Source organism: Methylosinus sp. shoA (assembly GCF_059718125.1).
Window position 1 is genome coordinate 2,764,647 of the sequence record NZ_AP046091.1, and the last position, 18,212, is coordinate 2,782,858.

The window sequence follows — 18,212 nt, forward strand, 5'->3', positions numbered from 1 at the left end:
TAAGCAAGAGCGTCGTGAATAGAGACTACTCTTGTCATTGATACAACACGTAAATTTTGGAGCGGGCGAAGGGATTCGAACCCTCGACCCCAACCTTGGCAAGGTTGTGCTCTACCCCTGAGCTACACCCGCATCCTTGATCGCGCCGTAGCGCGACCGTGCGCCCTTATGCCGTAAACGAAATGTCATTGCAACAGTCTTCCTTCGATAGCCCAGATTCCATGGGGACGAGCGACGGCCGAGACGGGGTAGGGTTCGGTTTGTCGTTCGAACCGAAAGGAATCCCGAAGATGCGCCCGATTGTGGATCGAGCGCTTGCGGCCGCCGCTCTGGATTATGATAGCACGCTGATCGGAGCATTGGAGCCGAGCTCGAAGAAATGGGTTGTCGCGGTCCAAGTCCCTGGCTCGCGCAAGCACACGAAATATGTCGTCGAGCCGAACGGGCCGGCTCTGGCGACACTGCTCGAGACGTTGAAGACGTGCAGCGCCGCGGCCGGCAAGCCGATCGCGCGGGTGGTCGTGACGCACGAGGCGGGTCGGGACGGCTTCTGGCTGGCGCGCTTCCTGATGCGGCGCGGGGCCGAGGTCCATGTGATGCAGGCGTCGAGCCTGCCGGTGGATCGGCGGGCGCGGCGGGCGCATCGGGAGCGGGAGGATCTGATCGGCGAGCGCCGGTCGATCCTGAACGAGATCGACGGCATTCTGGCAACCGTGGGGATTTGCGGCTTCAAGGGGCTGCGGCGCGACCGGCGCAAGCAGCTGGCCGAGCTTCGGCAGCCGGACGGGGCGGCGCTTCCAGAGGCGGCGCTGTCGCGGATCGAGCGGCTGCTCGATCGGCTGGAATTGGTCGTGATGCAGATCAAGACGATAGAGACGGCGTGCGACGCGGTGGTGAAGAAGGATGAGCCGGCGTATGCGAGCGAGCGGATGATCCGCGACTTGTGCGGCCTGCGCGGGATCGGCGTCGAGAGCGCGACGCTGCTGGTTCGCGAGGCGTTCTCTCGAAGCTTTTCCAATCGGCGCGCGCTCGGCTCCTATGCCGGTCTGACGGGGACGCCTTTTGCGAGTGGCGGCATGGCGCGCGAGCAGGGCATCAGCAAGGACGGCAACCGGCGGCTGCGGGCGTGCCTGGTGGAGCTCGCCTGGTTCTGGCTGCGCTTCCAGCCGGAGAGCGTTCTGGCGCGGTGGTTTCATGGGCGGGTGAACGGCGCGAAAGATCGCTTTTCATGTTGAACCAGTCGACATCTTCTGATTCGGGCGGGAGAGTGGAGCGATCGAGAGCAGATTGCGCGGCCTCGGCGATATCTTCGCCATGCTCGACGCCGAGGCGTTCCAGCGCTGCTTCGTCGCCTGGAACGCCGCGCCGACCAAGGCGCTCCGCCGAGGTCATCGCTATCGACGCAAGTCCACGCCCTCGTCGAACGACATTTGCCATAGTCCGGGCCGTTTTGCTCCCACGGCCATCTTCTAAATGCGCCGAAGCCGCCCGAGATCCGTCGCGCTATCGGTCTCCGCCAAGTCCACGTTGGACGGACGGCGCCGAAACGACGGCTCGACCGCCGAGCCGATCGGCGCCGGGCAAGCGTAAGCCTTTGACGAGCGCATAGATCGCGGGAATGACGACGAGCGTCAGCGCCGTCGAGGACGCCATGCCGCCGATCATCGGCGCGGCGATCCGCTGCATGACCTCCGAGCCCGCGCCGACGCTCCAGAGGATCGGCAGCAGGCCGGCGATGATGGCCGTGACCGTCATCATCTTCGGCCGCACGCGCTCGACGGCGCCGAGCATGATCGCCTCGTGCAGATCGGCGCGCGTGAAGGCGCGCCCTTGCGCGGCGCGCTCGGCGGCGATCTCCCTCATCGCCTGATCGAGATAGATCAGCATGACGACGCCGGTCTCGGCCGCGACGCCGGCCAGCGCGATGAAGCCGACCGACGCCGCCACGGAGACGTCGAAGCCTACGAGCCACATCGCCCATACGCCGCCGACGAGCGCGAAAGGCAAGGACGCCATCACGATCAGCGTTTCCGTCAAGCGGCGGAAATTGAGATAGAGCAGCAGGAAGATGATCGCGAGCGTCAGAGGAACGACGATCTTCAGTCGCGCCTCGGCGCGCCGCATATACTCGAATTGCCCGCTCCAGGTCACATAGGAGCCGGCGGGAAGAGCGATCGATTGCGCGACGGCCTTCTGCGCCTCCGCGACATAGGAGCCGAGATCGCGGTCGCGGACGTCGACGAAGACATAGACCGCGAGCTGGCCGTTCTCCGTGCGGATCGACGTCGGCCCGCGCATGAGATCGATCGTCGCGACTTCGCCCAGCGGCACGGCGCCGCCGCGCGGCAGCGGAACGAGCACCTCCCTCGCGATCGTCTGCGGGTCGGAGCGGAACTCGCGCGGATAGCGGATGTTGACGCCATAGCGCTCGCGCCCTTCGACCGTCGTCGTGATCGTCTCGCCGCCGAGCGCGGTCGCGATCACCTCCTGCACGTCGCCGATCATCAGATTATAGCGCGCGAGCGCCGGATGGTCGGGAACGATATCCAGAAAATAGCCGCCGTTGACGCGCTCGGCATAGGCGCTCGCCGTGCCGGGAACGCGCTTCAGCACGGCCTCGACCTGCCGCGCGAGACCTTCCATCTGCACGAGATCGCGGCCGAATATCTTCACGCCGATCGGCGTGCGAATGCCCGTCGCGAGCATGTCGACGCGCGCCTTGATCGGCATCGTCCAAGCGTTGGAGACGCCGGGAAATTGCAGGGCGGCGTCGAGCTCGGCGATGAGCTTGCCCGTCGTCATTCCCGCTCGCCATTGGTCCTTCGGCTTCAGATTGACGATCGTCTCGAACATTTCGAGCGGCGCCGGGTCGGTCGCCGTCGCGGCGCGGCCCGCCTTGCCGTAGACGGACGCGACCTCGGGGAAAGATTTGATGATGCGGTCCTGCGTCTGCAACAACTCGGCGGCCTTGGTGACGGAGAGGCCGGGCAGCGTCGTCGGCATATAGAGCAGAGCGCCCTCGTTCAGCGTCGGCATGAACTCGCCGCCGAGCTCGCGCGCCGGGACGATCGTCGCGACGACCGCGACTATGGCGAGGAGGATCGTCGCGCTCTTCGCCTTCAGCACACGGGCGATGATCGGGCGATAGAGAAAAATCAGCACGCGATTGATCGGATTTTTCGCCTCCGGCGCGATGTTTCCGCGCACGAAGACCACCATCAGGGCGGGAACGAGCGTCACCGAGAGCAGAGCCGCCGCCGCCATGGCGAAGGTCTTCGTGAAGGCCAGCGGTGCGAACAGCTTTCCCTCCTGCGCCTCGAGCGTGAAGATCGGCAGGAAGGACACGGTGATGACGAGCAGGCTGAAGAACAAAGCCGGCCCGACCTCGCTCGCGGCCTCGATCAATATGTCGGCGCGGGGCTTTTCGGGCGGCGCGCGCTCCAGATGCTTGTGGGCGTTCTCGATCATCACGATCGCCGCATCGACCATCGCGCCGATGGCGATGGCGACGCCGCCTAGGCTCATGATGTTCGAGCCGACGCCGATCGCCCTCATCGCCGCGAAAGCGATGAGCACGCCGATGGGCAGCATGACGACCGCGACGAGCGCGCTGCGCAGATGCAGCAGGAACGCTGCGCAGACGAAAGCGACGATGACGCTCTCCTCGACGAGCGTTCCGCGCAATGTCTCGATCGCCGCGTGAATGAGCTCGGAGCGATCATAGACGGTCGCGATCTCCACGCCCTTCGGCAGGGCGGGCGCGAGCCGGGCGAGCGCGGCTTTCACATTGTCGATCACGCTCAGCGCATTGACGCCGTAGCGCTGCAAGGCGATTCCGCTCGCCACCTCGCCCTCGCCGTCGAGCTCGGCGACGCCGCGCCGCTCGTCCGGCCCGAGCTCCACGCGCGCGACATCGCGCAGCAGCAGCGGCGTGCCGTTATCGGCTCGCAGGCCGATATGCTCTATGTCCGCGGCGCTCTTCAAATAGCCGCGGCCGCGCACGATGAACTCGAATTCCGAGAGCTCCACCGTGCGGCCGCCGACATCCGTATTGCTGGCGCGGATCGCCTCGCGGAGCTGCTTCAGCGAGACGCCGAGCGCGCGCAGGCGGTTCGGATCGACGACGACATTATATTGCTTGACGAAGCCGCCGACGCTCGCGACTTCCGCCACGCCTTCGGCCTTGGAGAGACCGTAGCGCAGCGTCCAATCCTGGAGCGAGCGCAGCTCGGCGAGCGTCATCTCCTCGGCGATGAGCGCATATTGATAGACCCAGCCGACGCCCGTGGCGTCCGGTCCGAGGGCGGGCGTCACGCCCTGCGGCAGCTTCTTCGCCGCGGCGCTCAAATATTCGAGCACGCGCGAGCGCGCCCAATAGAGATCGACGCCGTCCTCGAAGATCACATAGACGAAAGAGACGCCGAAGAAGGAGAAGCCGCGCACCACCTTGGAGCGCGGCACGGTCAGCATCGCGCTCGTCAGCGGATAGGTGACCTGATCCTCCACCACCTGCGGCGCCTGGCCGGGATATTCCGTGTAGACGATCGCCTGCACGTCGGAGAGATCGGGCAGCGCGTCGAGCGGCAGCGTGCGCAATGCGTAAGCTCCCGCCCCGACAGCGAATGCGGCGCCGAGGAAGACGAGGACGAGATTGCGCGCCGACCAGGCGATCAGGCGGGAGATCATCGCGCCGGCTCCGCTCCCGCGAGCGTCTGCAGCGCCGCCCGCAGATTGCTCTCCGAGTCGATGAGAAAATTGGCCGCCGTCACCACGCGGTCCGTCTCGTCGAGACCGCTCCGCACCTCGACGAATCCCTCGCCGCGCCGGCCGAGCGTCACCTCGCGCGGCTCGAAGCGGCCGTCGCCCTTGTCGAGGAGGACGAGCGAGCGCTTGCCGGTCTCGATCACTGCGCTCTCGGGCGCGGTCACGACCGCCTCCGGTTCGCCGGCCAGAATCTCCGCCTCGACATACATGTCCGGCCGCAAGGTGAGATCGGCGTTGGGCAGCTCGATGCGCACGCGCGCCGTGCGCGTCTCGCGATTGATCTGCGGATAGACCACCGTCACTCGGCCCGCGAAGACGCGATCGGGGAGGCCGCGCGCTCTGATCTCGACAGACTGGCCGACGCGCAGCCGCGCATAATCCTGCTCGGCGACATCCACGAGCGCCCACACGACCGAGAGATCGGCGATGCGGAACAGCACTTGGCCGGCCTCGGCCTTCATTCCGTCGACGGCGGCGCGTTCGAGAATGACGCCGTCGCGCGGCGCGGGCCAGGAAACGCTCGCCGGCACGCGCCGGCTGCGCGAAATTTCCGTGATGAATTCCGGCGGAGCGCTCAGCGTCTCGAGCTTGCGGCGCAAACCGTCGAGCAGGGCCGCGTCGCCGCCGTTCCGACCGTTCGTGAAAGCGAGATAATCTGCCGCCGCCGCGGCGATGGCGGGCGAATAGAGGCGCGCGAGCGGCTGGCCTTTCGAGACGCGCGCGCCGGTCGTGATGTCGGCGACCTTCTCGACGAAGGCCTCGGAACGCGTGGCGACCACGGCGACGCGCCGTTCGTCGACCTGCACTGCGCCAGGGACTCGAATCTTGGCGACGAGCGGCCGACGCCGGACGAGCTCCGAGCGCACGCCCGTGCGCTGGATCTTTCCGGGCGCGATGCGCACAGCGCCATCGGCCTCGACGTCCTCGCCCTCATAGACGGGCGTATAATCCATGCCCATCGGATCCTTCTTCGGAGCCGGCGATACGTCCGGCAGGCCCATCGGATTGCGGTAGTAGAGGATTCGTTTCGCGCGCGGCTTCGCGGAGAGCCCGGAGAGGATCGCGCGCAGATCGGCCGGCCGGACCGGCAGATAGTCCATCCCCATGCCGTCCTTTCGCGGGCCTGCGGAAATATCGTCGCCGCCCATCGGATCGCGATAGAAGAGCGGCTCGTCGCGCGATGCTGCGGGCGGATCGGGAAGCTTTGCGAGCAGCGGCGCGATCTGCGATCGGCGCACCGGCAGAAAATCCATTCCCATCCCGTCCTTGCGCGGGTGCCGCGAGACCTCGGCGCCGCCCATCGGATCTCGATAGAAGAGAATGGGATCGTCGAGCGCGGCGGCCGTCATCGGATGGTCCGACCGGACCGCGTCGGAACGGGAAGCGTGAAGCATGGACGCGGTCACGCTCGCGGCGAGCGCGAGCGCGCCGAACAGAGGCGCGTAAGGAGGCATGATCTCGATCTCCGGCCGCAGCGACGGCGGATTGCATTGAAGCTCATGAAGCCGTTCCGCCGCATCGGCGGCGGAGCCGGCGAACGCGGCTTCAGGCGATCGGAGGTCGAAGGTCGGGAGGACCGATGAGGGAGGCGGGATCGGCGTCGCTCGTGGCGACGATCGCCGCCGCCACGGGGACGACGGGCAGGCGGAAGAATTCATCGATCGGGCCGGCGATGGCGGAGACCTGGGCGCAAGACACTGCCGCGCAATCGTCGGCGACGTGGGAACCGTGATCTCCGACGGCCTTGTAGCAGTCGTCCATGGCCATGGCGCTCATGCCGTCGCATCCGTGACCGGCGCGCGGAGCCGGCCCGCCGCCGACCAGCAGGGAGGCCAGCGCGAGCATGGGAAAAATCGCCTGGAGCAGACGAAACATGATGCTTTCTATCACGGCCGAACGAAAGCGTAAACCTGACGCCTTCCACGGTAGTGTCTCAGTTTCATTTTCAGCGAATCAAACCGCGATTCGCTGAACGCCGTCCGCATAGTCAAGAAATTTATTTGCATCTAGCAGTGGTGGAGGCCACAGACACGCCTCTTGCGCGATGCGCCCCGTCTTGTCAGATTCAGCCCGTCCGATGCTTTCGGCGTCGGAACGAAAAGGGCGAGCGGAGCACCACCTCCAACTCGCCCGGATCGTAGGTCAACCAAACCAGCCAGTTCCGCCGACCTCGATGGCTTCGAACACTGCGGGTATTCTCAGACATGAGAAAAGTACCATGCTCGGACTCACTGAGCAAGCGGAACTGCCTGGGATTGTACGGACGATTCCAGCATGGCAGAAAACAATATCGTCACATTCCCAAAGCGCCCTCGTTCCAAGAGAGTCGCGCCGCCGCTAACAGTAGAACTGGCGTCGAAGATTAAGACGCTTGTTCTTGTCTGCGGCTTCGCTCCACAGGTCGCTGCCGCGAAGCTCGGGCTGAATCAGGGCAGGGCAAGCGAAGTCTTGAACGGGCATAGATTCCCGGATGCGCCGTTCGCGCCGATTGGCGACGTGATCAATCTTTAAACAAATCCCCGGCCTATCGGCCGGAGATACAATTTTCAACGGAGTCAGCGATGGTTAAAATTGACTACGCGCGCCACGCCTACTTCCCCGCACTGCGTTCAGACTTTTCTGAGCATCTTGGCTATCGACAATTGGACGACGTAGATAAGTATGCGTTCATGCCAATTTTTGAACTTGGCCAATGGAAAGACTCCGGCTCTATTGAGTTATCCTGCAACGAAACGGAGATTTCTGTAGGATCGCGCAGCTTCATTTTGGATATTAGCAAAGAGCCGGCCCCGCCGCCATATATTCCTAAAGAACAAAACAAGGATGATCTTGAGCGGATTAGGAAGGAGGCTGAAATTCAATATAAATACAACGACGCTCTAGAGCGTATATTTTCACCAAATGACGGATTTTGTTATTGGAGAGAAATAGTAGGACGATTCCCAAACGCGACTCCCGTCATACAATTCAGCGATCCTGCGAAAGAGGCCCGACACATTCTTCGGCAAGCGTCACTGCTCTCGAAGCATAGAGAGTCAATAGCTATTCGCATATCAGAAGGGGTCGACGAATGTATTTACGGAATCATATCTCAAATAATATCGATTTTAGACTCTCCAGATAGCCTTCTTATAATATTTGATTGTGGCCAGTCCCGACAGCACATCAACAGAAGGTCCGGGTGGGTATCAAGTAGTATTTACAAAATACTACAAGAGCTAGAAATATCTGAACGTGCGGCCGTAAGAGCTGTTTGTATGAGCAATTCATTTACTCAGCCGCAACATGATGGACTGAAGGACTATGAAAATCTGGATTGGAGGTTATGGAGTCAGGCGCGCGAAACATTTCCGTTCCTATTCGGAGACTATGCTGGTGTCTATAGGATCAAGCGCCAGAGCACTTTTATTCCGCCCGACTGGCGCGCTAGCGTCGTATACTCTCTAGATGACAAATGGCTCGTCTATAGGCACCCACACAGCAGAGATGACCGTGGATGGGTTGAGGGGTCTAAGAATATAATTTCACAAATAGGGATAGAAACAATGCCAGACATTTATGGAGCTAATATAATGAGAAGAGCCGCGCACGGTGATTTGCGAGACGCTAATTCATCTCGATTTTGGCATGCTGCTAAAGTTAACGTCCATCTATTTAATCAGTCGAATAGAGCTCCAGGCGCTGTAGCGCTTCTTGAAGATGATGAATAACGATACGCCCGCGCCTTTAATAGGCGACGAACACCCGCCCTAAGCGCATCTTCTTGGATTTCCTTAATGGCAATCTCAACAACAAGGTTACGGCACGTTGACCGCCGCAACTTGTATCCATGCTCACGCAAGAGTTCGTCTATTTCACGGACTGTAAGAATACTGACGATGGCATGAAGTTCAGACGATGGATTTAGCATCGCCTCTCTGTTCTTATTAAGCATGCCATGCTCATCTACTAGCAACACGCCCCACCATTGAGGAATTAATTGTACGGCAATGTCTATGTGTCTGATAGTTGTTACAACTGATACGCGATCAAACACGTTTGTAAATGCGATTTGCTGGCGCTTCAGTCGATATAACGTGTCGACATCGCTTTTAATTTCGAAGCCGCATATTTCGCCGTTTATAACGGCGATATCGATGCGCGCAGACTGACGAGGAATCTTCAGCTCGTGAATTATAGCGGTATCTTGGCAATGGCAATGCGCTTCGCGCAGCCACTTGTGTAGTGGGCTCCGAATGTCACCATCTCGCAGTTTGGCGTTCCCCGGCTCTTGCAAGAACTCGCTCCCTTAAAATCGATATATAAATATGTCTTTATGTCAGGTAAAGCCCGCAAAGTGGGCTCATTCTGACTTGCGCTTGAGCGTGCGCCGGCTCGCGTCGACCTCATCGATAATTGCGATGATATCTTCCCACGACCATACGCGATCGGTGATCCCGGCCGCCATAGCTGGCGTCACGCGCAGGGTCTTGTGAATGCGCATGAAGTTGTAGTGAACGAAATAGAGCGCCAGCGCATGGCAGTGGTTCTCTAGCTTCTTCGAAAAGCCATTCGTCAGGCGCGTAAATCGACGCATCGACATGCGCATCGCTAGGTTCTGGCGCTCGACGTAGCTCGTTGAAATGTGTTTCGGGTCCGGCTTGCCTTCGATCGCGATTTTCTTAATCCCCGTACATTCGGCGGGGCTGTAGCGGCCTTTCGCGCTCTCGGTCGTCGCACCATAGAGCTTCACAAGCTGCGCAAAATCCACGTCACAGCCGAATGCGCCTTCGACCGCTTCCAGATACGACTTCAAGCCGTCCGTCGTCATCTGAACGCGGGTCGCGAGGCGCGACGCCAGATCGTTCATGAACGCCTGCGCATAATCTGCGTCACGATCGCCGACGAGCCATGAAACGATCAGCTTCGAGTCCGCGTCGATACCCGTCCAAGTCCAAGTGTCGCCGGCGCCCTCTGGCGCAGCCTTCGCAGATGCGACGTTCTTCTGCTTGGCGTAAGTGAATGACCAAATCTCATCGCATTGCACGCGCTTTGCGCGAACGCCGCGGACCTTCTCGTCGTGGAAGGCGTCGCAGACATGGCCTGCGTCCACCATGAGCTTCGTCACGGTGTTAATCGAAACATCCGCCACGCGGGAGATAGACCGCAGGGACGATCCCTCAACCAGCATGTTGAGGATTTGAATGCGCTTGGCGAGAGGGAGCTTGTTCATAAAACTGAACATAGTCCTTGCTACTCGCAATAGCAAGCATATTATTCACTATGAAGCCGAGAACGGCAAGCCAATTTGTGTGGGGGCGGGACGATGCTCAATTACTTTCAACACTGTATGCTCTGTTTTAAGGCCGTCTCGTGATTGTGACTGAACAGTTCTAACCTCACACAAAAGAATATCCCCCTTTGCGAAGCGCACAAGATTTGAATCCACGCGGTCAATAAATTCGCGATCCTCAATTGAGGCCGTTATCGTATTTTGCCCATCGAACAGCCTCCACTTATTCCCCTCTTGAAATGCTAAACTCCGTATTGATAGCGCGACCCGCCGCGTGTCGTCGGTCACAACCGACGGCGGCGGCTCTTCAATCAAAAAATTAGGCCTGTCGCTTCGGTCTAGCGTCAGCGTCTTCGCTTCCTTTGGCGCGCCATCTGGCCTAAATTCAATCTTGTTAATATTATCGCTATCGACGGCTGACAGAAGCTCATTGAACGCCTTATTTACAGCTACATCTTGATATAGACGCATGACTTCCAACGGAACGTGTAAAACCCTTCCATCAACCTCTAACCGAAAAATATTACCTTCGGCCCTCGCGACGCGCGCCGGGCGCTTGCCCTTAAGAAAACGGCATACTCCAACAAGACCGGCCGTTGCCGGGGTGCCGATAATACCAATCCATTCTAAGATCAATTTTGCGTGCTGGGCATCAGCCCCATCCAAAAACGAAGTAAACACGTTCCAATTTGTGATTACAGCATCGATTGATACCTCGAACGACCCTATTGAAACTGCTTTAGCCTCAACTCTTATTTGCGACTTTTCTCCATAAATCGCCAAATTTGCCGCATCGATGACCTTCCCAAGCGACAATAGAGCCGGGGCCAATTCCCTTACATCAATGCGCCCCTCTTCAACTCCAGGGCCATCAAAAGAGACTATGAATCCAGCGCGATGCGCCATCATCCCCAACGGCGCGCCGCCGCCTTTTTGGCGATGGCCGACCGTTCCTCCTGTGAGAGTTTCGCCGCACGCGCCTCGGCACCAGCCTTCCCCGAGCGGACCTTGCCGGACGGCTGCTTCAATTCCTCGGTCATCTCGCCCGTGGCGATCTTAGCGACCATGACGGCGCAGCCGATCGCATCGGCCGGACGTTTCTGTCCCTGCGGACCCTTCGGCATAATCCCCTCCTTTGGAGCATATAAAGAAATCTTTATATACCGACTCGTATGCTACCACGCACACCGCCTTTTGGCGACATCCTCCTGACATAGGAATCGGCAGCGCGGTTTTGAGGGGAGGCGCTCATGCCGAAAATCGAAACTGAGACACTACCCCTTCCACATGCCGCAAGAGGCGGTGGAGCGATGTGGGCGGCATGGTGGAGGGGCTCGTCGACGATCTGCGCCTGGCGCGCGACCACACGGACCGCCTGACCCATCGAGACGCCGGCGGAACTCGGGCCGGACCGCGACGCCGAAGCGCGAGAGGCTTGCGGCGCGCGAGTTGGGCGACAAGGAACCTTTGGACCGCCGAGGGGTTACGTTCGGTCGGGTCCCTCGCGAATTCTACTCGGCGGTCCGAAGTGCAACGCTCTGGAGCGACGCGAGATGCCGGAATACCCCAATCCGCCCTTTCCGAAGCAGCGACAGGACATGCCGGGCCTCACCCGAAAGATGACGCCGCGGCCCGATCATGGCGAAGCGACATATGAGGGGGCGGGGCGCCTCGCGGGGAAAACCGCCGTCATCACCGGGGGAGACAGCGGCATCGGCAGAGCCGTCGCGCTCGCCTTCGCCCGCGAGGGCGCAGATATCCTGATCTCCTATCTGAACGAGGACGAAGACGCCGAAGAGACGAAGCGTCTGGTGCAATCGGAAGGCCGCCGAGCGATTCTATTCCCCGGCGATATTCAAGGCTCCGCCCATTGTCGAGAGCTGGTGAGCGAGGTCGTTCGGGAGTTCGGCCGCATCGATATTCTCGTCAACAATGCGGCCCATCAAGCCGCCTTCGACGATATCGCGGATATTTCCGATGAAGAATGGGAGTTGACCTTTCGGGTGAATCTGCATGCGATGTTCTATCTGACGAAAGCCGCGGTTCCGCACATGAAGCCCGGAAGCTCGATCATCAACACGGCCTCGATCAATTCCGACGCGCCCAATCCCATGCTGCTCGCCTATGCGACGTCGAAGGGCGCCATCCAGAACTTCACCGCAGGGCTGGCGCAGATGCTCGCCAGTCGAGACATTCGCGTGAACGCGGTGGCTCCCGGTCCCGTCTGGACTCCGCTCATTCCCTCCACGCTGCCCGAGGAGTCCGTCGAAAGCTTCGGCAGCGGGACGCCGATGAAACGACCCGGGCAGCCGGCGGAGCTCGCGACCGCCTATGTGATGCTGGCGGATCCTCTCTCGAGCTATGTCTCCGGCGCGACCATCGCAGTGACGGGCGGCCGCCCATTCTTGTGACGGGACCGAATCGATTTTCGCCCTCTTCGGTTTCGCCTTCATGCGGAGGGACATCGACCATGTCCGACAAGTCGACCATCGAGAAGGCCCGAAGGGCCGAGCGCGAGGGAAAGGCTCCGACCACGCAAGCCGGGGCGTTCGTGCACGAAGAGATCGAGAAGGTCCGCCGCGGCGAACACGGAGCCCGTTCGCCGCGACAAGCGATCGCTATCGGGCTTTCCAAGGCGAGGCGGGCGGGCGTCGACCTGCCCCCGCCCGAGAAGGGCGAGGCCGAGGAGAGCACGCGGAAGAGCGCCGAATATGCGTATGAGGTCGGCCGGGGCGAACGCAAAACGAAGCGCCGCCCGCGGGTCTCGCGCGCCGTTTCGGACGCCCTCGACCGCGAACCGAAGAACACGGCGTCGCACGAGGCGCTCTCGCGACAGGCCAAACGCGCCGCCGCACGCCGGTCCAGCGAGGACCGCGCCGCCGCCTCCGAGAAAGCCGCCGAGACGAAAGGCCCCGCCGGCCGTTCCGCCGCCGCGCGGAAGGCGGCGCAGACCAAGGGCGCGCGCGGGAGAAAGAAGGCCGCGCAAAAGGCGGCGAGAACGCGCGCACGAAGCACTGCACACGCCCGCTCGTCGTGACTTGGACGACTATTCGGCTCGCTGCCCGTTCGTTTTCGCTGTCGCCATCCAATCGCGAACTCCTCCGGATTTGAGAGACGACGGAGCGTCGCCATGAGCGTCGGGAGCCCGCCGAGCGAGATACGGCAGCCTGGTTCGTCCTCCGACGACGAAACGTCGATGAAAAGGATGCAACTCGCCCTCGAGGAAGCGCGGGTGGTCACCCCCGGGCTGCAAGCGCTTTTCGGCTTTCAAATGATAGCCGTGTTCAATCAGCGTTTCGATCGGCTGTCCGACTTCGGCCAGCTCTTGCATTTGTCTGCTGTTCTCCTGACCACGCTGTCGATCGCGCTCATCATGGCCCCGGCGGTCTACCATCGCATTGTCGAGCCGGAAGCGGGGTCGCAATTCTTCATCCGCTTCACCTCGAAAATGATTGCCGGCGCAATGGCTCCGCTATCGGTCTCGTTGACGTTCGACGTGTATATCGTGGCCAGCGTCATTCTTGCCGACACGGTTGCGAGCGCCTCGATTGCAGCTGTGCTATTCCTCGTTCTCGCCGGTCTGTGGTTCGCCTATCCGCTCGTAAAGCGGAGACGAACATCGGGATGAGCCGATTGCTAGCGTCGCTTCGCTCCCGGCAATGACCCCGGGAGATCAGCGCTCGCCGGCGACCCAGGTCGCGATGACCTCGACAGTCTCCGGGACGAAAGCGACGATATCCGCACGATAGCCCGGCGCGAGACGGCCGAGCCGATCGCCGAGCCCCAGGAACTGCGCCGGCTCGCGTGCGGCGAAAGCGAGCGCGCGTGCGAGCGGCTGGCCGAGCAGCGCGACGCAATTGCGCACGGCGCTCGCCATGTCGAGCGCGGCGCCGGCCAAAACCCCTTCCTCCGTCACGCAGCGTCCCCCGCGCGCAAGAATGCGGCGACCTTGAAGGGCGAACTCGCCCATGCTTCCGCCGACTGGCGGCATGGCGTCGGTGACGAGCATCGGATGGCCGGCGCCGGCGCGTAGCGCGAGCCGCAGCACGGCGGGATGCACATGCTCGCCGTCGACGATCAAGCCGTAATGGGCGCCCGGGGATTCCAGCGCCGCGGCGATCGGGCCGCCCTCGCGGCTCGCGAGCGGGCGCATGGCGTTGAACAAGTGAGTGAAGCCCGAAAGCCCTTCCCGCATCGCCGCGCGTGTTTGCTCATAAGTCGCCATGGAATGGCCGAGCGCGACCTTGCAGCCGGCGTGAACGAGCGACCCGATGAACCCTTCCGGGGTCTCCTCGGGAGCGAGCGTCACCAGCGAGACGCCGCCCGGCGGCGGCGCCAGCAGGGCGAGATGATGCGGCTCCGGGCGCCGAACGAGATCGCCGCGATGCACGCCGAGCCGCTGCGGCGAGAGGAACGGTCCTTCGAAATGCACGCCGAGCACGCCCGGCTCGCGCGCGATGCTCGCCGCGACGGCGCGCGCTGCGGCGCGCATCTTCTCGTCCGTGTCGGTGATGAGCGTCGGCAGCAGCGACGTCGTGCCGAATTTGCGATGCGCGTGCAGAATAGCCGAAATCGCCTCGGGCGTCGGCTCGTCGTTGAAGAGAATGTCGCCGCCGCCATTGACCTGAATGTCGATGAAGCCCGGCGCGAGCCAGGCGCCCGCGGGCAGCGCGACGACCTCCGCTCGCGTGGCGGCGCGGCGCGGCGCCAGCGCGGCGATCGCTCCATCTTCGATCAGAACGGCGGCGTCGCGACGGATGCGGTCGCCGTCGAAGACGACATCCGCGGCGATCGCAAATCGATCGTTCATCGCGTGCGCGTGACCTTCTGCAAATGGCGCGGACGGTCGACGTCGGCGCCGCGCGCGGCCGCGAGGCGGGCGACGACGCCGTAGAAGCTCTGGATCAGGCAGATGGCGTCGAGCTCGCTGTGATCGGGCGCGAGAGTCGGCAGATGCGCCGTGGCTTCGCTTTCACGATCGGCCGCAAACAGCGCGGCGCCCTTGTGGCGAAGATCGGCGGCGAGCGCGCGCATGCCGGGCGCGGCCTCGTCCTGCGGCGTGAGCAACAGCACCGGATAAAGCGGCGACACCAGCGACACCGGCCCGTGCAGAAACTCCGCCGAGCTGAAGGCCTCGGCGTGGAGGTTGGAGGTTTCCTTGAGCTTCAACGCCGCTTCGCGCGCAATGGCGAGCGTCGGCCCGCGGCCGATCGTCACGAGGCTGTCGGCGCGAGTGAAAACGTCGACGAGCGCGCTCCAGTCGAGCTCAGCCGCCGCCGCGAGCCGGTCCGGCAGACGCGCCAGCGCCGCCGTCGAGGCCTCGTCCTCGGACCAGAGCGCGACGAGCCGGGCGAGCGCGGCGAGCGAAGCGATGAAGGTCTTCGTCGCCGGCACGGCGATCTCTGGTCCGGCGTCCATCGGCAGCACGAATTCGCATTGCGCGGCGAGTTCGCTGCGCGTCTCGTTGACGAGGCAGGCCGTCACCGCGCCCGCGCCGCGCGCCGCCGACGCGAGCGCGATGAGATCATTGCTGCCGCCCGACTGCGAGATCGCCAGGAACAGCTGGCCTTTCAGGCGAAGGCTTCGGTGATAGACGCTGGCGATGCTCGGCGCCGCCGCCGCCACGGGCAAGCCGATATGGCGCTCGATCATATGCTTGCCGAAGGTCGCGGCATGGGCGGAGCTGCCGCGCGCGCAGGTGACGGCGACGTGCGGCGGCCGTTCGCGGAGCCGCGCGACGAGACGCGCGAGCGGTTCGGCGAGCAGGCGTTCCTGTCGCGCCACCGCTCGAGGCGCTTCGCGCGCTTCTGCAGCCATCTGATTGTCTGGCGTCGTCATCGGCGGCTCTGCTCGTGCGCGCCCCCCGGCGGCGCCCTTATCTCACAATGGCGCGGAGGGCGCGAGAAGCAAATCACGAAACGCTTCCGCTCGCGCTTGTGATTCGCCCGTGCGGACCAAAACTCTGTCGCCAGGAGAAGCAAACATGGAAACCGAACGTCCGAGCCCACGCTATTCGCGCATCGACGCATGGGAGCCGGGAGAAATCCTCGATGCGATGATCGAAGGGCAGCTCGCGGCCGTCGCCGCCGTGCGTGCGGCGCGGGAGTCGCTGGAAAGCGCGGCGCTCGCGATCGAGCGGCGGCTCGGCGAAGGCGGGCGGCTCGTCTATGTCGGCGCCGGAACCTCGGGGCGACTCGCGGTGCAGGACGGCGCCGAGCTCACGCCGACCTTCGGCTGGCCGCAGGAAAGACTGCTCTTGCTCATCGCCGGCGGCGAGGATGCTCTGCTGAAGGCGGTGGAAGGCGCCGAGGACGAGAGCGCGCGCGCCGTCGAGCTCATGCGGCGGCACGGAGTGCGCGGTCCCGATGTGCTCATCGCACTCGCCGCGAGCGGCACGACGCCCTTCACTCTCGCATGCTTGCGGGAGGCCAAGCGCGCCGGCGCCCTCGCGATCGGCATCGCCAATAATCGCGATGCGCCGCTGCTCGCCGAAGCCGATCATGCGATTTTTCTCGATACGGGGCCGGAAGCGATCGCCGGCTCGACGCGCATGAAGGCGGGCACCGCGCAGCGCATCGCGCTGCTGCTGCTGTCGTCCCTCGTGATGATCCTGCTCGGCCGCGTCTATGAGGGGCTGATGGTGGATGTGCAGGCGTCGAACACGAAGCTCGTTCGCCGCAGCGAGAAAATCCTCGCGCGGCTGACCGGCCGCGGAGCCGAAGAGATCGACGAGGCGTTGCGTCGCGCCGGCGGCAGCGTGAAGCTCGCCTTGCTCCTACTGCATGGGGTTGGCCGCGCCGAGGCGGAGGCTGCGCTCGGCGCGGCCCATGGGCATCTGCGCCGCGCCTTCGAGATGCTGGACTCGATTCGTGACGCGCCCGCGGCTCGAACGCCCCGCCGGTCGACGGCCTCGACGAAGCCGACGCCGGGTGGTTGAATGAGCGCGCCGCCGACGATATCGGGCTCGCGAATGTGCGGTCGACCACCGTCCGCGGCGTCGCATCGTAGGCGCGGCGACGGTCATGCTCGAGCGCCTTTCCCCGCGTGGCGGGCCGAGAGCTCGGCGGGGGATGCGACGCTTCGCTTCCTCGCCGAGACAAATCTCGCGAGAAACTCCTTGGCAAAGGCCGTAAGGATCGTTAAATAGGCCGTTCCGGGGTCGGTCAGCGTTCGCGACCCCGCTTTCAAACAGAGCTTCCGTCGGACCAATCTCCTATCGAGGAGAGAGGCGAGGCGGTGGATAGGCCGGCGGACCCGGGGAAGTTTCCTCGCGTCCCGTCCGGCCATGTCCTGTCCGAGACTGCCGGCGCTCCTCTTCGGGTCTCGTCCCGAGGAGGAGCTCAATCGGCTCGGGCGACAGACGGAGCCATCCGTCTTTCGCGCGGGCGGCCTGCATAGACGGGGAAGACCGGAATTGTAGGGCCGGCGGGTCGCTTTGCAAAGCGGCCGGCGCGCGGTCTTTCGAATTTGGTTGGCGCCCCTCTGATCCGAAGCGCGGCCCGCCCGGGCCGCCGCCGAGGGGACAGGATCTACGGGGCCGTTCCTCCGCCGCGCCCGCGGGGGAGGGCGGTTTTTCGCAGCCGGCGGGGCCTCGCGCCCCGCTCGAGGAGAGAGCAACCGTGGACAGAGCGGAGAAGAAGCAAGCCGTCGCGGCGCTGAACGAGGTCTTTTCGAAGACCCCGGTCGTCGTCGTGGCGCATTACTCCGGCCTGACCGTCGCCCAGATGCAGAAGCTGCGCAGGCAAGCGCGCGAAGCCGGGGCCGGCGTTCAGGTCGCCAAGAACCGCCTCGCCAAAATCGCTCTCGACGGCACGAGCGTCGCCTCCATCGGCTCCCTTCTGAAGGGACCGACCCTGATCGCCTATTCGGACGATCCGGTGGCGGCGCCCAAGGTCGCCGCGGCCTTCGCCAAGGATCACGACAAATTCGTCATCCTCGGCGGCGCGCTCGGCGCCACCGCGCTCGACGTGGACGGTGTGAAGTCGCTCGCGACTCTTCCGTCGCTCGACGAGCTGCGCGGCAAGCTCGTGGGCCTCATCCAGGCGCCCGCGACGAAGCTCGCCCAGCTCACGACGGCTCCGGCCGGAAAGCTCGCGCGCGTGGTCCAGGCCTATGCCGACAGAGACGCGAATGCGGCCTGACAGGCGGACCGCATCAACCATCCAACCAAATTCGA

Annotated in this window: 18 protein-coding genes and 1 tRNA gene; 9 read left to right on the forward strand and 10 right to left on the reverse strand. The window is 63.2% G+C overall.

The window, feature by feature from the left end; genetic code table 11:
• Nucleotides 1-57: 57 nt before the first annotated feature.
• Nucleotides 58-132, reverse strand: a tRNA-Gly gene (locus AC6IW9_RS12550).
• A gap of 158 nt (nucleotides 133-290) precedes the next feature.
• Here AC6IW9_RS12550 and AC6IW9_RS12555 point away from each other — a divergent pair.
• Together AC6IW9_RS12555 and AC6IW9_RS12560 are read left to right on the forward strand one after the other, a co-directional pair.
• On the forward strand, nucleotides 291-1,235 hold the full coding sequence (locus AC6IW9_RS12555) for a transposase (protein ID WP_497764051.1): 945 nt from the start codon (nucleotides 291-293) through the stop codon (nucleotides 1,233-1,235).
• 79 nt (nucleotides 1,236-1,314) lie between these two features.
• On the forward strand, nucleotides 1,315-1,473 hold the full coding sequence (locus AC6IW9_RS12560) for a hypothetical protein (RefSeq protein WP_497764052.1): 159 nt from the start codon (nucleotides 1,315-1,317) through the stop codon (nucleotides 1,471-1,473).
• Between the two features lie 30 nt (nucleotides 1,474-1,503).
• Here the strand turns inward: AC6IW9_RS12560 and AC6IW9_RS12565 are convergent, their stop codons facing one another.
• The 3 genes from AC6IW9_RS12565 to AC6IW9_RS12575 form a co-directional block, all read right to left on the reverse strand.
• Entirely contained in the window at nucleotides 1,504-4,686 is a 3,183-nt protein-coding gene (locus AC6IW9_RS12565) for an efflux RND transporter permease subunit (protein WP_497764053.1), read from the reverse strand.
• The gene (locus AC6IW9_RS12570) at nucleotides 4,683-6,218 is read right to left on the reverse strand and encodes an efflux RND transporter periplasmic adaptor subunit (RefSeq protein WP_497764054.1); all 1,536 of its coding nucleotides are present in this window, start codon (nucleotides 6,216-6,218) and stop codon (nucleotides 4,683-4,685) included. Before AC6IW9_RS12570 ends, AC6IW9_RS12565 begins: the two co-directional genes overlap by 4 nt.
• Before the next feature lie 91 nt (nucleotides 6,219-6,309).
• A complete protein-coding gene (locus tag AC6IW9_RS12575) occupies nucleotides 6,310-6,639 on the reverse strand; it encodes a hypothetical protein (RefSeq protein WP_497764055.1) in 330 nt (109 codons plus the stop codon).
• Nucleotides 6,640-7,038: 399 nt separating this feature from the next.
• Between AC6IW9_RS12575 and AC6IW9_RS12580 the strand changes: the two genes are divergently transcribed.
• Together AC6IW9_RS12580 and AC6IW9_RS12585 are read left to right on the forward strand one after the other, a co-directional pair.
• Entirely contained in the window at nucleotides 7,039-7,275 is a 237-nt protein-coding gene (locus tag AC6IW9_RS12580; protein ID WP_497764056.1) for a hypothetical protein, read from the forward strand.
• 50 nt (nucleotides 7,276-7,325) lie between these two features.
• A complete protein-coding gene (locus AC6IW9_RS12585; RefSeq protein ID WP_497764057.1) occupies nucleotides 7,326-8,474 on the forward strand; it encodes a beta family protein in 1,149 nt (382 codons plus the stop codon).
• On the opposite strand, the gene AC6IW9_RS12590 is transcribed toward AC6IW9_RS12585, so the two are convergent.
• From AC6IW9_RS12590 to AC6IW9_RS12605, 4 genes are all read right to left on the reverse strand, one after another.
• Nucleotides 8,423-9,040: a sce7726 family protein gene (locus AC6IW9_RS12590; RefSeq protein WP_497764058.1), complete on the reverse strand. Its 618-nt coding sequence runs from the start codon at nucleotides 9,038-9,040 to the stop codon at nucleotides 8,423-8,425. The two genes, AC6IW9_RS12585 and AC6IW9_RS12590, sit on opposite strands and share 52 nt — an antisense overlap.
• Before the next feature lie 66 nt (nucleotides 9,041-9,106).
• A complete protein-coding gene (locus tag AC6IW9_RS12595; RefSeq protein ID WP_497764059.1) occupies nucleotides 9,107-9,976 on the reverse strand; it encodes an IS1 family transposase in 870 nt (289 codons plus the stop codon).
• Nucleotides 9,977-10,024: 48 nt separating this feature from the next.
• Nucleotides 10,025-10,945, reverse strand: a complete 921-nt coding sequence (locus AC6IW9_RS12600) for an LAPAL motif-containing putative phage structural protein (RefSeq protein WP_497764060.1) — start codon at nucleotides 10,943-10,945, stop codon at nucleotides 10,025-10,027.
• Complete coding sequence (locus AC6IW9_RS12605; protein ID WP_497764061.1) at nucleotides 10,942-11,160, reverse strand: RNA-binding protein; 219 nt, start codon at nucleotides 11,158-11,160, stop codon at nucleotides 10,942-10,944. The genes AC6IW9_RS12600 and AC6IW9_RS12605 overlap by 4 nt, the downstream gene beginning before the upstream one ends.
• Before the next feature lie 429 nt (nucleotides 11,161-11,589).
• Here AC6IW9_RS12605 and AC6IW9_RS12610 point away from each other — a divergent pair, with 429 nt between their 5' ends.
• From AC6IW9_RS12610 to AC6IW9_RS12620, 3 genes are all read left to right on the forward strand, one after another.
• Nucleotides 11,590-12,447 (forward strand): glucose 1-dehydrogenase, encoded by an 858-nt coding sequence (locus tag AC6IW9_RS12610; protein ID WP_497764062.1) that lies wholly within the window; start codon nucleotides 11,590-11,592, stop codon nucleotides 12,445-12,447.
• A gap of 59 nt (nucleotides 12,448-12,506) precedes the next feature.
• Complete coding sequence (locus tag AC6IW9_RS12615) at nucleotides 12,507-13,073, forward strand: DNA-binding protein (RefSeq protein WP_497764063.1); 567 nt, start codon at nucleotides 12,507-12,509, stop codon at nucleotides 13,071-13,073.
• Nucleotides 13,074-13,166: 93 nt separating this feature from the next.
• Nucleotides 13,167-13,664 (forward strand): DUF6328 family protein, encoded by a 498-nt coding sequence (locus tag AC6IW9_RS12620; protein WP_497764064.1) that lies wholly within the window; start codon nucleotides 13,167-13,169, stop codon nucleotides 13,662-13,664.
• Nucleotides 13,665-13,709: 45 nt separating this feature from the next.
• Here the strand turns inward: AC6IW9_RS12620 and nagA are convergent, their stop codons facing one another.
• Both nagA and AC6IW9_RS12630 read right to left on the reverse strand, forming a co-directional pair.
• Nucleotides 13,710-14,846, reverse strand: a complete 1,137-nt coding sequence (gene nagA / locus AC6IW9_RS12625; protein ID WP_497764065.1) for an N-acetylglucosamine-6-phosphate deacetylase — start codon at nucleotides 14,844-14,846, stop codon at nucleotides 13,710-13,712.
• The gene (locus tag AC6IW9_RS12630) at nucleotides 14,843-15,874 is read right to left on the reverse strand and encodes an SIS domain-containing protein (protein WP_497764066.1); all 1,032 of its coding nucleotides are present in this window, start codon (nucleotides 15,872-15,874) and stop codon (nucleotides 14,843-14,845) included. Before AC6IW9_RS12630 ends, nagA begins: the two co-directional genes overlap by 4 nt.
• A gap of 145 nt (nucleotides 15,875-16,019) precedes the next feature.
• On the opposite strand from AC6IW9_RS12630, the gene AC6IW9_RS12635 reads away from it, so the two are divergent.
• Nucleotides 16,020-16,973, forward strand: a complete 954-nt coding sequence (locus tag AC6IW9_RS12635) for an N-acetylmuramic acid 6-phosphate etherase (protein WP_497764067.1) — start codon at nucleotides 16,020-16,022, stop codon at nucleotides 16,971-16,973.
• A gap of 682 nt (nucleotides 16,974-17,655) precedes the next feature.
• A complete protein-coding gene (rplJ, locus tag AC6IW9_RS12640) occupies nucleotides 17,656-18,177 on the forward strand; it encodes a 50S ribosomal protein L10 (RefSeq protein ID WP_497764068.1) in 522 nt (173 codons plus the stop codon).
• Nucleotides 18,178-18,212 lie beyond the last annotated feature (35 nt).

What these genes read in the sequence shown, in the direction of transcription:
- AC6IW9_RS12610 (WP_497764062.1), top strand. Translation starts at nt 11,590, where the DNA reads ATGCCGGAATACCCCAATCCGCCCTTTCCGAAGCAGCGACAGGACATG.
- AC6IW9_RS12630 (WP_497764066.1), bottom strand. Translation starts at nt 15,874, where the DNA reads ATGACGACGCCAGACAATCAGATGGCTGCAGAAGCGCGCGAAGCGCCT.
- AC6IW9_RS12580 (WP_497764056.1), top strand. Translation starts at nt 7,039, where the DNA reads ATGGCAGAAAACAATATCGTCACATTCCCAAAGCGCCCTCGTTCCAAG.
- AC6IW9_RS12560 (WP_497764052.1), top strand. Translation starts at nt 1,315, where the DNA reads ATGCTCGACGCCGAGGCGTTCCAGCGCTGCTTCGTCGCCTGGAACGCC.
- AC6IW9_RS12585 (WP_497764057.1), top strand. Translation starts at nt 7,326, where the DNA reads ATGGTTAAAATTGACTACGCGCGCCACGCCTACTTCCCCGCACTGCGT.
- AC6IW9_RS12565 (WP_497764053.1), bottom strand. Translation starts at nt 4,686, where the DNA reads ATGATCTCCCGCCTGATCGCCTGGTCGGCGCGCAATCTCGTCCTCGTC.
- nagA (WP_497764065.1), bottom strand. Translation starts at nt 14,846, where the DNA reads ATGAACGATCGATTTGCGATCGCCGCGGATGTCGTCTTCGACGGCGAC.
- AC6IW9_RS12555 (WP_497764051.1), top strand. Translation starts at nt 291, where the DNA reads ATGCGCCCGATTGTGGATCGAGCGCTTGCGGCCGCCGCTCTGGATTAT.
- AC6IW9_RS12605 (WP_497764061.1), bottom strand. Translation starts at nt 11,160, where the DNA reads ATGCCGAAGGGTCCGCAGGGACAGAAACGTCCGGCCGATGCGATCGGC.
- AC6IW9_RS12575 (WP_497764055.1), bottom strand. Translation starts at nt 6,639, where the DNA reads ATGTTTCGTCTGCTCCAGGCGATTTTTCCCATGCTCGCGCTGGCCTCC.
- AC6IW9_RS12635 (WP_497764067.1), top strand. Translation starts at nt 16,020, where the DNA reads ATGGAAACCGAACGTCCGAGCCCACGCTATTCGCGCATCGACGCATGG.
- AC6IW9_RS12615 (WP_497764063.1), top strand. Translation starts at nt 12,507, where the DNA reads ATGTCCGACAAGTCGACCATCGAGAAGGCCCGAAGGGCCGAGCGCGAG.
- AC6IW9_RS12595 (WP_497764059.1), bottom strand. Translation starts at nt 9,976, where the DNA reads ATGAACAAGCTCCCTCTCGCCAAGCGCATTCAAATCCTCAACATGCTG.
- AC6IW9_RS12620 (WP_497764064.1), top strand. Translation starts at nt 13,167, where the DNA reads ATGAGCGTCGGGAGCCCGCCGAGCGAGATACGGCAGCCTGGTTCGTCC.
- AC6IW9_RS12570 (WP_497764054.1), bottom strand. Translation starts at nt 6,218, where the DNA reads ATGCCTCCTTACGCGCCTCTGTTCGGCGCGCTCGCGCTCGCCGCGAGC.
- AC6IW9_RS12600 (WP_497764060.1), bottom strand. Translation starts at nt 10,945, where the DNA reads ATGATGGCGCATCGCGCTGGATTCATAGTCTCTTTTGATGGCCCTGGA.